The organism is Nocardioides sp. Z43_10, from assembly GCF_059766615.1.
Window position 1 is genome coordinate 51337 of the sequence record NZ_JCBAJY010000010.1, and the last position, 14480, is coordinate 65816.

Consider the following 14480-nt stretch of genomic DNA (forward strand, 5'->3'; position numbering starts at 1 on the left):
CTCACTCCTCACTCAGTAGGTCGAGAACCGCTCGCTCCATTGCGACCTGCCGCGCGTCGGCGCCCTCGGCGACGTGCGCCGTGCTCAGGTCGATGGTCCGCCCGTGCTCGTAGGCCTCGATCACCCGCGGATCGACGTACGAGGAGCGGGCCAGCGTCGGGGTGTTGCCGAGGAACGACGACACCTCCTTCATCGCCCCCGAGACCGCCCGCTTGCGCGAGGCCGCGTTCTCGCCGTGCTCCTGGGTCTCGGCCAGGGCCGCGGCCGCCAGCACGGTCGCGTGCCAGGTGCGGAAGTCCTTGGCCGACCCGTCCAGGCCGGTGGTCTCGCGCACGTAGTCGTTGACCAGCACCGGCAGCACCCCACGCCAGGAGCGGCCGTTCTTGTAGGCGAGCAGCCGCGGGTCCTCGTGGCGCCGGCGCCGCATCACCTGGATCGCCTCGGCCACCACCTCGTCGTCGATCTCGATGCGGTGCTCGACACCGGACTTGCCGGTGAACATGAAGACCAGCCTCCCGTCGCGGCGGCGCACGTGGCGTCGCTCGAGCGTGGTCAGCCCGAAGCTGCCGTTGGTGTCGGCGTAGACGTCGTTGCCGATCCGGAAGTAGCCGAGGTCGAGCAGCCGGACCGCGGCCGCGCAGGCGCGCTCGAGGGGCATCCCCTGGCGGCCGAGGTCGGTCACGACCAGCTCTCGCGCCTTGCTGAGGGCCTCGCCGAAGGCCTGCACGCGCTCGAACTTCTCCGCGTCGCGCCGGGTTCGCCAGTCGTCGTGATAGAGGTACTGACGCCTTCCGGCGTCGTCGGTGCCGACGGCCTGGAGGTGCCCGTTGGCGTACGGAGTGATCCACACCTCGCGCCACGCCGGCGGGATGACCAGGCCCCGGATGCGCTCGACGGCCTCGTCCGGAAGCCGGTCCCCGGACTGGTCGAGATAGACGAACCCGCGCCCCGCCCGTCGCCGGGTCCAGCCCGGCTGGTCGGGCGAGGTTCTGCGCAACCGCACCATGCCGGTGCAGGTTGCCACGAAGGGGGCGCGTCAAACCCCGTGCGTCAGGCCGCCGGGCCGGCCTCGAGCTGCGCCCGCAGCTGCTCGCCGCGCCGGCGCCCCAGCTTCACTGCCAGCGGGTAGACCGCGCGGGCCCGCTCACCGTCGAAGAGCGCGAGCGGGCGGACACCGGCGATCTCGGCCATCGCGCGGGTGGGACGGATGAGGGTGACCGTGCTGTCCGGGTGCCGCGCCCGCCACCGGCTCAGCTCACGCTGGAGCAGGAACCCGGCGGTGCGCCCCATCGGCCCCATCACGGTCCCGGCGAGCGGCGCCACCACGATCACGTGGTCTGCCTGCGCCGCCGCGTCGACCGAGGTCGCCGACCACATCCCGCCGTCGATGTAGAGCCGTCCGTCGACCCGGTGCGGCGGCAGCAGCCCGGGTACGGCGGACGAGGCCGCCACCAGGTCGGCGAGCGGATAGCGTCCCCCGTCCAGGATGTGCCGCCGGCCGCTGCGCAGCGCCACCGCGGAGACGGAGACGAGCGGATGGGTGGCCTCGCCGAACAGCATCCGGGCAGCATCCGCCAGGACCCGCGAGCGAGTGTTCGGCACCGGCGTGACCGGGGCACGGCCCATCTCCTCGTAGGTCATCCCCAGCGCGATCGCCGACGCGGTCCACGACCCTGCGGAGGTGCCGAGCGCGGGAGCGGTCCGCACCGGTACGCCGGTCGCGGCGAGGCCCGCTGCGACGCCGGCGGTGAAGGCGATCCCGAAGACGCCACCCCCGCCGTAGACCATCGCGAGTCGGTGCCGGGCCTCGAGGAGCGCTGGTCGGCCGTTGAGGGCGACCACGAGTCCGTTGTGCCTGTTCGCCATGTCGCCTCCAGGTGGGGTCCTACTGCCCAGTATCCGGCGCACGGTACCCACCCGGGCAGGGGCAAACGTCCCGACGGGGCGTGGCACCGGTGGGGCAGAAGAAGCCGCTGGTGCTGGCGGTGCCACAGCTGTGGAGAGTCTCTGGGCTGGGAAGTCCCGTTTCGATTGTTGTCCACAGATTCGGATCGAGGCAGGTCAGCGGGGAGGGGACTGTCGGTGGCGCCTGCTTGAGTGAGTGTTATGGAGATCACACTCGACCCCGACGGCACCGGTGACGGTGCCGGTGGTGCGGTCGCGGTGGTCTCCCGCGCCGAGGAGGCCCTGGCCGGGTTGGACTCGGTGCTGTGGGCGGCGCGGTCCTCCGAGGAGCTGTTGGACGGGGTCGGTGCCCTGGAGGGTTTGCGGGCGCACCTGGCGGCGGTCGAGGTCGAGATGCTGGCCGAGATCCACGCCCGCGCCGCCGCCAAGACCGAACGTGCGTGGGCCTCGACCGGGGACTGGCTCACCCACCTGGGTGGGCTGCGCCGCGCGCAGGGCAAACGGGCGGTCGACCACGCCGGGTTGCTGTGCAGCGACCGGCAGGCGACGTTGGCGGCACTGCGCGCGGGCCGGGTCTCGCCCGAGCAGGCCGGGGTGATCGTGGATGCGGTCGAGCAACTGCCCCGCAACCCGCGCCTGCGCGAGGAGGCCGAGGCGCTGTTGCTGGGTGAGGCCGAGCGCCTTGATGCCTCCGAGCTGACCAAGGCCGCGCGCCACCTGGTTCATGTCGTCGACCCCGAGCGGACCGAGCGGGATCTGGAGAAGGCGCTGGACCGTGCGGAGCGGGCCGCGCACCTGGACCGGTTCCTGTCCCTGGTCGACGACGGCGCCGGCGGGGTCCGCCTCAAGGGGCGGGGGTCGGTCGAGGACGCCGCGGTCCTCAAGGCGGCGCTGTTGCCGTTGACCAAGCCTCAACCCGCGTTGAGCGAGGATCCCGACGAGGGGTGTGGCGGGGAGGTGCTGGATCCCCGTGATCATGGGGCGCGGTTGTGGGATGCGCTGATCCAGACCGCGCAGCACGCGCTGGACACCGATCAGGCACCGGAGTCGCATGGCGCTCGGCCGCGGGTCACGGTCACTATCGACTACACGGCCCTGACCCGTCACCTGGACTGCAAGGCGCCCAACACTGCTGAGGGCAACTTCGCCGCTTCGGAGGGCGACATCGACTGGTCGCTGCTCGGGACCGCGCTACCCGACGACCTGGCCGCCGGACTGGGGGTCACCGACGAGGGTCTGACCCTGTCCGCGGCCACCGCACGCCGGCTGGCCTGCGACGCGGACCTGATCCCCGTCGCGCTGGGTGGGCCCGGCGAACAACTCGACGTGGGCCGCGCCCACCGCCTGGTCACCCCCGCCCTGTGGCGCGCCCTCGTCGTTCGCGACCGGCACTGCGCCTTCCCGGCCTGCACCCGACCCCCGGTGATGTGCCACGCCCACCACCTCACCCACTGGGCCGACGGCGGCACCACATCACTCGACAACCTGGTCCTTCTCTGTGGCCACCACCACCGCACCCTGCACCACAGCCCGTGGCGGGTGCGGCTCAACCCCCGCGATCGACTACCGGAGTTCCTGCCACCCCCGGGCCGCAGAAACCCCCACCACAGCCACGGCCAGTACCAGGACGGTCACCGCGCCGATTGTCCGGACCCGCCGCCACCCGACTGGACCCGCCACCGACCACGCCGCGAATAGACCTCAACTGACCACGGGCGAGGTGTCCTCCGAGTACGAGCTCGTCCTGCTGGTCGACTCCATGTCCGTGACGCGACTGCGCTACGTCATCCGGGCGGCCGAGGCGATCGGCTCGTAGTCCGTCACCATCCGCGTCCGCGCCGCCTGGCTCTCCCGACGACGAGGGCGAGCAACGCGAGCGCTCCGGCCCCGGCCAGCCATCCCCAGGCCTCCCGAGGCAGCCCGGCGATGTCCGAGGAGGGCGCACCGCTCGTGTCCGCTCCCCCGGACGGCGTTCCCGCCTCGGCGTCATCGGCACCCCCGGGCGCCGGCCTCGCCTTGACCAGGTCGCGCACGTCCGCGGGCAGCTTCAGCTCCAGGACCGGGGCCTTCAGCCCCTCCGAGCTCAGCAGCACGCGCCCGCGCTCGTCGACGGCGATGCCCTCGCCCTGCTGCTGCTCGGGCAGGTCCATCGACGCCACCTCCGCCAGCTGGGGAAACGTGTAGACCACCGCCCGGGTGTAGCTGCGCACGATCACGTGCCGCCCGTCGGGGAAGAAGGCGCCGTCGGTGGCGACCCCGAGCACCGGCCCCATCGCCTCCAGCTGGTTGGTCCCCGAGGCGTCGAGCTCCTCCGGCGCGGCGTAGAGCGTCCCCCCGAAGACCGACTTGCTGACCACGAACAGCCGCCCCGTCCCGGGGTGCGCCAGCAGCGTCTCCGCGTCGCGCGCGCCGTCGGGGTAGACCAGGTCGATCGTCGGCTGCGAGCCCTGCAGCTCGCCTGCACCGAGCGGCACCTGCACCACCCGGACCACCTCGCGCGACGAGCCGTTGTCGCCGATGTCGCCCACCCACACCGTGCGCTCGCCGTCGCCGCCGGGTCCGGGGGCGAGCGCCTCGATGTCCTCGGGCTCCCCGTCGTCGGTCCCCGGGTCCCACCGGGTCACTCCCACCGTCTCCCCCGTGCTCGCGTCGACGGTGAAGACACGGGCCGCGTCACCGGAGTCGTTGACGGTCACGACCAGCCCGTCGCCTGCGACCAGGCCGCTGGACTCGACGATCTCGGGATCGGCGAAGGAGAACAGCACGTCCGGCGGCGCACCGGACCCGCTCTCGGCGCTCAGCCCGACGACGAAGGGGACGGCCAGGAGCAGAGCCCCCGCCGCCTCACGCGTCCACATGCTCCTCGAGCAGCAGCGCCAGCTTCGGCTGGACGGCCCAGGTGGCGACCAGCTCGTCGTACTCCTTGCGCACGCCGCCGCCCTTGACCGGGCTGCCGGTGCGGATCGCCCGCAACATCGTGTTGCGCGGGGTGTGCTCGCTGCCGACGAACTCCACGACGTCGACGCGGTAGCCCTGCAGCCGCAGCAACGAGGCCCGCAGCGCGTCGGTGAGGGTGTCGGCGAACCGCTCGCGCAGGATGCCGTGCCGGGTCAGCAGCGAGTACGGCGCGGGGGTGGGGTTGCGACGCAGCTGCGCGGCGATGTCGTGGTGGCAGCAGGGGGCGGCCAGCACCAGCGACGCCCCCCAGCCGACCGCGCGGGCCAGCGCCTCGTCGGTCGCGGTGTCGCACGCGTGCAGCGCCAGCACCACCTCGGGCGGCTCCGGGAGCTGTGCGCCGGCGATGGTGCCGACCACGAACGTCGCGTCCACGCCGAGGTCCGCGGCGACCGAGCTGTTGTGCTCGCGCGACTGCTCCTTGACGTCGACTCCGGTGAGCGCGACGGGCAGCCCGCGGACGGCGGAGAGGTAGTGCTGCGCGGCGAAGGTCAGGTAGGCGTTGCCGCAGCCGAGGTCGACGATGCGCAGCGGCTCCTCGGCGGTCGGCTTGCGCAGGTGGCCGCCGTCCAGGGCCTCGGTCAGCGAGCTGTCGAGCAGCCGGAGGAACTCCTCGACCTGGCGGTACTTGGCCTGCCGGGTGGGTTTGATCCGGCCCTGGGCGTCGGAGATCCCCAGTGCCCGGAGGACCGGGTCGTCCTCGGCCAGCAGCCGTGGCTTGTCGCGGTCGTGCCCGCGGTCGATCTCGACCTCGGCGGCCCGGTCCGCGGTGTGCACGAGCGCCTCGAGCTTCTTGGTGACCCGGACCTGGTGGGTCTGGGTGGTGGTCTCGACGTGCCAGTTGGCGAAGGGCTCGTCGAGCAGGTCGTCGACGGCGTCGCGGGCGGCGTCACCGGCGAGGTGGTTGCTGGTGTGCGCCTGGGTGTCGTCGTACGCGGTGACCTGCAGGTGCCGTCCGGCCTTGAGGTCGACGTAGCGCAGCTCGACACGCTTCCAGCGTGGCTGCTGGCCCTTCTGGCGGCCGGTCGCCACGGCGCGGACCAGCCCCTCGGGGTCGAGCAGATGCCCGCGCATGCGGGCCAGGACGCGGAGAAGAGGCTCGGACACGGTGCTCCGGGTGACGGTCTAGAGGAACGAGGCGATGACGACGATGACGATCAGCGCCGCCAGCGCGAGGGGGATCACGAGTCTGCGATGGCGGGGGTTCACCCTTCGATCCTAGACGCGAGCAGCTCGGCCAAGTGCATCGCCGGGACGTCCGCGAGGTCGTCGAGCTGGATGCGGCACGACATCCCGTCGGCGAGCACGATCGCGTCCGGGTGGGAGCGCACGGCCGGGAGCAGCTGGGTCTCCGCGACCGCCACCGACACCTCGTAGTGCCCCTTCTCGACCCCGAAGTTGCCGGCCAGCCCGCAGCAGCCGCCGACCTTCGTGACGCTGGCGCCCGCCCGGCGCAGCAGCCGCTCGTCGGCCTCCCAGCCAAGCACCGAGGAGTGGTGGCAGTGCGGCTGGGCGACGATCTCCACGCCGGTGAGGTCCGGCGGGGTCCAGCCCTGACGCTCGAGCAGCTCGGCGAAGGTGAGCACGCCACGCGACACCTCCACCGCGCGCGGGTCGTCGAGCAGCTCGACGGCGTCGCTGCGCAGGGTGGCCAGGCACGACGGCTCGAGGCCGATGATCGGCACGCCGCTCGCCACGTACGGCGCCAGGGTGGCGACGGTGCGCGCCATGATCGAGCGGGCCTTGTCCAGCTGGCCGGTGGTGATCCAGGTCAGCGCGCAGCACGCCGGCTCCGAGATCACCGAGACCCGCAGACCGGCCGCCTCGAGCACCTCGATCGCGGCCATCGCGCCACCGGGCAGGAAGTGGTTGGTGAAGGAGTCCGCCCAGATCCACACGTCCGGGGTCTGCGTGGGGCCCGGTGCACCGGCCTTCGTCCGAGCCTTCGCGCGCGCCTTCGCCTGCTGCTTGAGCGACTTGGGCGCGAACGTCGGGATCGAGCGACGCTGGTCCAGCCCGGCGGTCGCCTTGGCCGCGCGGGCCAGCGGGCCGAGCTTGAGCGCGCGGTTGGCCAGCGGGCTCACCGGCTGGGCCAGCCGGGCCCAGGTCGGCAGCCGGCCGAGGGTGTAGTGGGTGCGGGGCCGGCGCTTGCCCCGGTACTGCTGGTGGAGGACCTCGGACTTGTAGGTCGCCATGTCGACACCGGTCGGGCAGTCGCGTCCGCAGCCCTTGCAGGCCAGGCACAGGTCGAGCGCCTCGTGGACCGCCGGGTCGTCCAGGCCGTGGACCAGCTCGCCGTCGAGCGCCTCCTGCAGGACCCGGGCGCGACCGCGGGTCGAGTCCTTCTCCTCACGCGTCGCGTCGTACGACGGGCACATCACGCCGCCGCCCGGCCCGGCGATGCACTTGCCGACGCCGGTGCAGCGGTGCGCGCCGTTCGCCAGCGACCCGGAGTCGTGGGTCAGCCGCAGCATCGGCAGCGGCTCGTGGCGCGGGCGCCCGGGGCGCAGGGCCCCGTCCAGCGGGTCGGGGTCGACGAGCACGCCCGGGTTGAGCAGGTCGTCGGGGTCGCAGATCGCCTTGACGGCCCCGAACAGCCGCATCGAGTCCTCGTCGTACATCAGCGGCAGCAGCTCGGAGCGGGCCCGCCCGTCGCCGTGCTCACCCGAGAGCGACCCGCCGTACTTCTGCAGGGCCCGCGCCGAGTCGAGCAGGAACGCCCGGAAGCCGCGTCCCTGGTCCTCGAAGCGGAAGTCGATGCGCACGTGCACGCAACCGTCCCCGAAGTGGCCGTAGGGGACGCCGTCGAGGTCGTGGTCCTTGAGCAGCGCATCGAAGTCGCGCAGCCACGCGCCGAGGTGCTGCGGCGGCACGGCGGCGTCCTCCCAGCCGGAGTACGCCGGGCGGCTGAGGCTGCGCGCGGCCAGACCGGCGCCGTCCTCGCGGATGCGCCACAGCGCGGCGGCCTCGGCCGGGTCGGCGACGACGCGGTGCTCCAGGGCGCCGGCGGCGGCCACCACCCGCCTGGCCAGCGCGTCGGCCTCGGCGGAGGTCTCCGCGGTCACCTCGGCGAAGAGCCAGCCGGCGCCGCGCGGCAGGTCGGGGACCGCTCCCCCGGTGGCGCGGACGATGTCGACGATCCGCGCGTCGAGGCCCTCGCAGGCCACCAGCGGCTGGTCGAGCAGCGCCGGCACCGCGTCCGCGGCCTCGAACATGTCGGGGTAGCCCAGCACCACCAGCGTGCGCACCGGGGCGTCGCGGACCAGCCGGACGTCCGCCTCGAGGATCAGGCCCAGGGTGCCCTCCGAGCCCGCCAGGAACCGGTCCACGCGCCCGCCGTGCTCGGGCAGCAGCTGCTCGAGGGAGTAGCCGCTGACCTGCCGGGTGAAGCGCCCGAACTGGGTGCGCACGTGGCCGAGGTGGTCCCCGGCCAGCGCACGGAGCCGCTCCGCGGTGGCCCCGTCGCCGACGCCCGCTCCCGCGAAGGAGCCCAGCGCGGCCTGCTCGCCGTTGCCGAAGGCGACCTGGAGGCCGGCCACGTTGTCGGAGCTGCGGCCGTAGCCCAGGGCCCGGGAGCCGCAGGCGTTGTTGCCGATCATCCCGCCGACGGTGCAGCGGGTGTGGGTCGAGGGGTCGGGACCGAAGCGCAGCCCGTGCGCGGTGGCGGCGCGCTGCAGGGTGGCGTGCACGGTGCCCGGCTGGACCCGCGCGGTGGCGCTCTCGACGTCGAGGGAGACGACCTTGTTCAGGTGGCGCAGGGTGTCCACGACGATGCCGGGCCCGATCGCGTTGCCGGCGATCGAGGTGCCGGCCCCACGCATGGTGACCGACGTGCCCAGGCTGCGGGCGACGTCGAGCACGGCGAGCAGCTCGTCGGTGTGGCGGGGCCGCACGACGGCCTGCGGGACGATCCGGTACAGCGAGGCGTCCGAGGAGTACAGCGCCCGCGAGAGGGTGGAGTCGTCCACGTCGAGCACGTCGCGCCGGCGCAGCTCGGCGGTCAGGTCCGCGCCGGTCAGGCCCGTGCCGCCCGGGGCCGCGCCGCCTGGGATCGTGCTGCCGGGGCTCGCGCCAGTCACCGTCGTCACGTCTCCTCTCGCGGCCCGGATCGGCCGCGCCCATCCTCCCACGCCCGGGAGGGCGGCCACGTCCACGCCCGCGGGCTCACCAGTGCTGCATCGAGCCCCGGAAGACGCCGGCCAGGTCCTCGCCGGTGACGGGTCGGGGCGCGGTGGCCAGCAGCCGCTGCTGCTTGAGGGCGCCCTCCACCAGCGCGTCGACGTCGCTCTCGCAGTAGCCGACCTCGGTGAGCCCGTTGGGGATGCCGATGTCGCGCATCAGCGCACGCAGCACCCCGGGCAGGGTGTCGGCGCCGTCCTCGGCGACGTCGGGGTCCAGCAGCCGGGCCGCGGCCAGGTGCCGGGCCGGGTCCGCCTCGAAGGTGAACGCGAACGCGGCGGGAGCCGTCAGCGAGACCGCCATCCCGTGCGGCACCATCGCCTCGTCCTGCGGGTAGCCAGCGGGGCGGTAGTCGCGCACCCGCCCGGCGATCGGGTAGGCGTTGGCGTGCGGGATGTGCACGCCGGCGTTGCCGAAGCCGAGGCCCGCGAACGTCGCCGCCAGCGCCATCTGCTCGCGCGCGGGCCCGTCGTCGCCGTCGCGCACGGCGGTGCGGAACGCCCCGGCCAGCAGGCGCAGCGACTTCTCGGCCCACATGTCGGCCACCGGGTTGGCGCCGCAGTAGGGCACCCGCTGCTCGGGCCGCTTGGCGTCGAAGTCGGCGTACCACTGCGCCGTCCAGCTCTCCAGGGCGTGGCACAGGATGTCCATCCCCGAGGCGGCCGTCACCATCGTGGGCTGCGACATCGTCAGCCGCGGGTCGACGACCGCCAGCGTCGGGCGCAGCCGGGGGTGGCTGATGCCGGTCTTCACGTGCAGGGCGAGCACGTCGAGCACGCAGATCGTGGTGCTCTCGCTGCCGGTTCCGGTCGTGGTGGGCACCGCGACCAGGGGCAGCAGCGGGTGCTCGGGCGCGCGGGCCTTGCCGACGGGCGCGTTGATGTAGTCCATCAGCTCGCCGGGGTTGGTGGTCAGCAGGTTCACCGCCTTGGCGGTGTCGATGGCGCTGCCGCCACCGACCGCGACGATCGCGTCGAAGGGACCGGCGTCGCGGGCAAACGCGATGGCCTCGTCCAGCGACTCGTCGGTGGGCTCGACGTGGGCCCGGTCGTAGGTGGTCACCTCCACGCCGAAGCCGGTGATCTCCTCGGCGATCCGGGCCGGGTGGCCGGTGGCGGCCACCCCCGCGTCGGTGACCAGCAGCGCGCGCCGCGCGCCGTACTGGGTCAGGTCGTAGCCGATCTCGCTGGAGGCGCCGGGGCCGAACTTCAGGGCGGGCGCCGCATAGGTGAACACCGTCTCGCGCATGGCGTCACGATAGCCATGGCGGCGCCCGTTGGCGGCGAGGCCGGAGCGGGCGTCTCGCGCGGGCTCGAGCGTTGTGCGCTCAGCCCTGCTGGCTCGCCGCGGCCTCGAGGGCGTGCACGACGACGTCGAGCACCGGCCAGCCCGGACGCCCGAGCTCGCTCAGCGGCACCCAGGCCACCTGGTCGGTGGTGCCGTCGACCTCGCTCACCCGCGGCTCCTCCCCCTCGGGCACCGTCGCGGTGTAGATCAGGTGCACCCCGTGGAAGTCCTCCGTACGCCCCGAGGGCGCGGTGCCGGTGAAGTGCACGTCGTGCACGTCGAGCAGCGCGCCGACCGTGCACTCCACGCCGCACTCCTCGCTCACCTCGCGAGCCAACGCCTTCGCCGGCGGCTCGCCGTGCTCGATGCCACCGCCGGGCAGGGTCCAGGCGCCGGGGTGGGCGGCCCGCGCGGAGAGCCGCGTCAGCAGCACGGCCGGCACCGGCTCGGCGCGGCGCACCAGCGCGTACGCCGCGACCCGCTGGTGGCGCGAGGGACTGTGGTCGGCGAGCGCCTCGAGCACCATCGGCACCACCGGCACGGTCCCGTCGAGCACCCCGGCCACCGGCTGCCAGGCCGCCTCCACGGTGGAACCGTCGACCTCCACCACCCGCGGCGCGGGGGCGTCCACCGGCACCCACCCCTCGTAGACGATCCGCAGCGCATGGGCGTCGACGCGCCTGCCGTCCCGCCAGGCGCCGGGCAGGTGGGCCGAGTAGACCCGCGCCTGGTCGCCGACGCGGGCGTCCAGCCCGGTCTCCTCGTAGATCTCGCGCACCACCGCGTCGCGCGGGTCCTCGCCGTGGTCGATGCCACCGCCGGGCAGCGTCCAGAGCTCGTCGGCGGAGATGTGCGGCGCGAGACGCGAGAGCAGGATCCGACCACGGCGCACGATGACGGCGTAGGCCGCGACGCGCTGCCGGCGTGGAAGGTTCCCCATGTGTCCCAACCTATCTCCTGGGTACCTTGGGGCCGTGCCCGTCAAGCCTCGTGACCCCTGGCTCGACAACGCCAAGATGCTCTTGGTGACCGCCGTCGTGGTCGGTCACGCCCTGGTCCTGATCCCGACCAGCGACCTGTCCGGTCGCGTCTACGACGCGATCTACTACGTGCACATCCCGGCGTTCGTGCTGATCACCGGGTACCTCTCCCGCAGCTTCGAGTGGACCCGCCGGCACTTCCGCTCCCTGGTGACCACGCTGTTGGTGCCCTACCTGGTCTTCGAGGGACTCTTCGCGCTGTTCCGCCGGGAGGCGGGAGGCGAGGAGCCGCTGGAGCGGCTCTGGCTCGATCCGCACTGGCCGATGTGGTACCTGGCGGTGCTGATGGTCTGGCGCCTGGCCACCCCGCTGCTCAAGCGGCACTGGGTGGCGATCCCGATCTCACTGGTGATCAGCCTGCTCGCCCCCTTGTTCTCGCTCGACGTCCTCGACCTGAACCGGGCGCTGGCCCTGCTCCCGTTCTACGTGCTCGGGCTGCACCTGACCGGCTGGGAGCTCAAGCAGGTACGCCGCCGCGGGGCCTGGGTGGTGGGCGGGCTCACGGTGCTCGGCCTGTGGTGGCTGGCGGGGCGCACCGACGACTGGATCAGCACGGAGTGGCTCTACCAGCGCTCGTCGTACGACGACCTGGGCGCGACGCTGCCCGGCGCCTTCGCCGACCGGGGCCTGCTCCTGCTGATCGGCATCGTCAGCGCCTTCGGCGTGCTCACGCTGATCCCGCACGGACGCTTCTGGCTGACAGACGCCGGCCGCTACAGCATGGTGGTCTACCTGCTGCACGGGTTCGCGGTGAAGGGGGCGACCTACGCCGGCTACGACGAGTGGCTGCCCGCCGACCCGCTCGCCCAGGTGCTGATCACCATCGTGCTCGGCATCGCGCTGGCCTGCCTGATCGCCTGGGAACCGGTCGCGCGGGTGCTGACCCCCCTCGTCGACCCGGTGAACACCCTCGCGCGCGCGGTCCGCCGGCGCCGCGCTCACCCGGCGGACGCCTCCTCAGCTACCGAGGACAGGGCCGGCGACGGTCCCGCGACCTCGGAGAAGACCTCCGGCGACGGCCCCCAGGACGGCAGCACCGCCGAGCGGGGCACCTCGTCGAGGCCGAGCGCCTCGCGGCGATCCGGCGCCTGACCGCCCAGGTGGTGGGGGTGCCACGGGGCGTGCTCACCGGGCCGCGGGCGGTGCTCGGGCAGGCGCTGCAGATCCTCGAGCATCTCGGTCAGCCGGACCCCCAGCCGGTGGGTGAACTCGGTCAGGTCCTGGGTGGGCGCCACGGCCATCGGCGCCCCGAAGCGCACGTCGACCAGGCGGCCGCGCGTCCAGTCGGGGCCGGGCTCGCGGCCGGCGACCGGGCGGCCGACGCTGTAGATGCGCTGGCTGCCCCACAGCGCCACGGGCACCACCGGCACCCCGGTCTCACGGCCCAGCGACGCCACCCCGCGCATCAGCGGCCGGACGGTGTAGGAGTAGGAGATCCCCGCCTCGGGGAAGACGCAGACCGCCTCCCCCTCGCCCAGCATCCGGCGTGCCCGCAGGTACGCCGCGGCGGGGGCCTGCCGGTCCACGGGGATGTGCTGCATCGCGGAGAGCGCCCGCCCGGCCACCGGGTGGCCCCAGGCATCGTGGCGGGCCATGAACCGGACGTGGCGCCGACGCTGCAGCGCCGCCTGGCCGATGAACACGAAGTCGGGGTAGGACACGTGGGTGGCCGCCAGCAGCACCGGCCCGGAGGCCGCGACGTGCTCGAGCCCCTGCCAGCGGGTCCGGACCCCCAGTCCACGCACCAGGGTGTGGCCCAGCGCGGCGGTCAGCCGGTAGGCACCGGTGCTCACCCGGGCACAGCGCCCGCGACGAGTCCGGCGCGGAGCCGGCTCACGTGAACGGCGGGCGCGCGTCGCGCGCCAGCGAGCGGCGTCCAGCCCACGTCCACACCCGCGCGGCCCGGTCCCGGTCCTCCTCGGTGACCAGGTTGCCCATCCAGCGCAGCGCCAGCGTCATCAGCGCGTCCGAGCGCATCCCGATCGGCCCGAGGGCGGGCAGCAGCCGCGGCACGGTGACCAGGCCGGCAAGCCGGCGGGCGATCGAGAACGCCTCACCGTAGTGCTCGCGCAGGAGGGCAGGCCAGGCGACGGAGAGGTCCTCCACGCCGCCGTCGAGCAGCTCCACCAGGAGCCGGCCGCTCTCCAGGCCGTAGTCGATGCCCTCGCCGTTGAGCGGGTTCACGCAGCCCGCCGCGTCGCCGATCAGCGCCCAGTTGCGACCGGCCACGTGCGAGACGGCGCCGCCCATCGGCAGCAGCGCCGAGGTCGGGGCGCGCAGGTCGCCGGAGAGCTCGAACTCCTCACGGCGCTGCTCGGCGTAGTGCTTCATCAGCGGGCGCAGCGCCACGTTGGCCGGGCGCTTGGAGGTCGCCAGCGTGCCGACGCCGAGGTTCACCTCACCGGTGCCGAGCGGGAAGATCCAGCCGTAGCCGGAGAGGATCTCGCCCTCCTCGCCACGCAACTCGAGGTGGCTGCTGATCCACGGGTCGTCGGAGCGCGCCGAGGCGATGTAGGAGCGCCCGGCCACGCCGTACACGGTGTCGCGGTGCCACACCCGGCCCAGCATCTTGCCCAGCGGCGAGCGCACGCCGTCGGCCACGACCAGGCGCCGGCAGGCCACCTCGACGCGCTCGCCCTCGTGCTCGAGCACGACCGCGGCCACCCGGTCGCCGTCCATCCGCACGTCCACCGCGCGGGCGCCGTCGACGGCTGCGGCGCCGGACTTGATGGCGGTCGTGCGCAGGTGGTCGTCGAGCTCGGTGCGCGCCACCGCGGAGCCCCAGTCCGGCAGCGTGCCGCCGGGCCAGGGCAGGTGCAGCGTCTGGCCGAAGCCGTGTGCGCGCAGGCCCTGGTTCACGGTGTGCGCGCGCAGCCAGTCCTCCAGGCCGAGCTTGACCAGCTCGCTGATCGCGCGGGGGGTGAGCCCGTCTCCGCAGGTCTTGTCACGGGGGAAGACCGCGGCGTCCACCAGCAGGACGTCGAGGCCGCTGCGGGCGGCCCAGGCGGCCGCCGCCGAGCCCGCCGGGCCGGCGCCGACGACCAGCAGATCAGTCTGGGCGGGGAGTGTGCTCACCGGCCAATTCTGACAGGCGCCACCATCAGCCCCGCAATC

General features: G+C 73.7%; 10 protein-coding genes and 1 pseudogene. 2 read left to right on the forward strand and 9 right to left on the reverse strand.

The features are described from left to right. Window position 1 precedes the first annotated feature (1 nt). A complete protein-coding gene (locus AC6EI4_RS17115; RefSeq protein ID WP_498452202.1) occupies window positions 2-1024 on the reverse strand; it encodes a DNA topoisomerase IB in 1023 nt (340 codons plus the stop codon). Window positions 1025-1050: 26 nt separating this feature from the next. After that, window positions 1051-1866 carry a patatin-like phospholipase family protein gene (locus AC6EI4_RS17120; RefSeq protein WP_498452203.1) on the reverse strand — a complete coding sequence of 272 codons (816 nt, stop codon included), beginning with the start codon at window positions 1864-1866 and terminating at the stop codon, window positions 1051-1053. 240 nt (window positions 1867-2106) lie between these two features. On the opposite strand from AC6EI4_RS17120, the gene AC6EI4_RS17125 reads away from it, so the two are divergent. Then, window positions 2107-3603 (forward strand): HNH endonuclease signature motif containing protein, encoded by a 1497-nt coding sequence (locus AC6EI4_RS17125; protein ID WP_498452204.1) that lies wholly within the window; start codon window positions 2107-2109, stop codon window positions 3601-3603. Between the two features lie 122 nt (window positions 3604-3725). Here the strand turns inward: AC6EI4_RS17125 and AC6EI4_RS17130 are convergent, their stop codons facing one another. From AC6EI4_RS17130 to AC6EI4_RS17150, 5 genes are all read right to left on the reverse strand, one after another. Beyond that, window positions 3726-4763 (reverse strand): hypothetical protein, encoded by a 1038-nt coding sequence (locus AC6EI4_RS17130; RefSeq protein ID WP_498452205.1) that lies wholly within the window; start codon window positions 4761-4763, stop codon window positions 3726-3728. Next, window positions 4750-5934 (reverse strand): class I SAM-dependent methyltransferase, encoded by a 1185-nt coding sequence (locus AC6EI4_RS17135; protein WP_498420794.1) that lies wholly within the window; start codon window positions 5932-5934, stop codon window positions 4750-4752. The genes AC6EI4_RS17130 and AC6EI4_RS17135 overlap by 14 nt, the downstream gene beginning before the upstream one ends. A 131-nt stretch (window positions 5935-6065) precedes the next feature. Continuing rightward, the gene (locus AC6EI4_RS17140) at window positions 6066-8948 is read right to left on the reverse strand and encodes an FAD-binding and (Fe-S)-binding domain-containing protein (protein WP_498452206.1); all 2883 of its coding nucleotides are present in this window, start codon (window positions 8946-8948) and stop codon (window positions 6066-6068) included. A 76-nt stretch (window positions 8949-9024) separates the two neighbouring features. Beyond that, window positions 9025-10287, reverse strand: coding sequence for a hydroxyacid-oxoacid transhydrogenase (locus AC6EI4_RS17145; RefSeq protein ID WP_498452207.1), 1263 nt, complete (start codon window positions 10285-10287; stop codon window positions 9025-9027). A 79-nt stretch (window positions 10288-10366) separates the two neighbouring features. Further along, window positions 10367-11266, reverse strand: a complete 900-nt coding sequence (locus AC6EI4_RS17150; protein ID WP_498452208.1) for an NUDIX hydrolase — start codon at window positions 11264-11266, stop codon at window positions 10367-10369. Here AC6EI4_RS17150 and AC6EI4_RS17155 point away from each other — a divergent pair. Then, a pseudogene (locus AC6EI4_RS17155) lies at window positions 11265-12215 on the forward strand (acyltransferase family protein); the annotation flags it as partial. The gene AC6EI4_RS17150 and the pseudogene AC6EI4_RS17155 sit on opposite strands and share 2 nt — an antisense overlap. An 89-nt stretch (window positions 12216-12304) precedes the next feature. On the opposite strand, the gene AC6EI4_RS17160 reads toward AC6EI4_RS17155, so the two are convergent. Both AC6EI4_RS17160 and AC6EI4_RS17165 read right to left on the reverse strand, forming a co-directional pair. Then, a complete protein-coding gene (locus AC6EI4_RS17160) occupies window positions 12305-13159 on the reverse strand; it encodes a lysophospholipid acyltransferase family protein (RefSeq protein WP_498452209.1) in 855 nt (284 codons plus the stop codon). Between the two features lie 40 nt (window positions 13160-13199). Beyond that, complete coding sequence (locus tag AC6EI4_RS17165) at window positions 13200-14441, reverse strand: geranylgeranyl reductase family protein (protein WP_498452210.1); 1242 nt, start codon at window positions 14439-14441, stop codon at window positions 13200-13202. Window positions 14442-14480 lie beyond the last annotated feature (39 nt).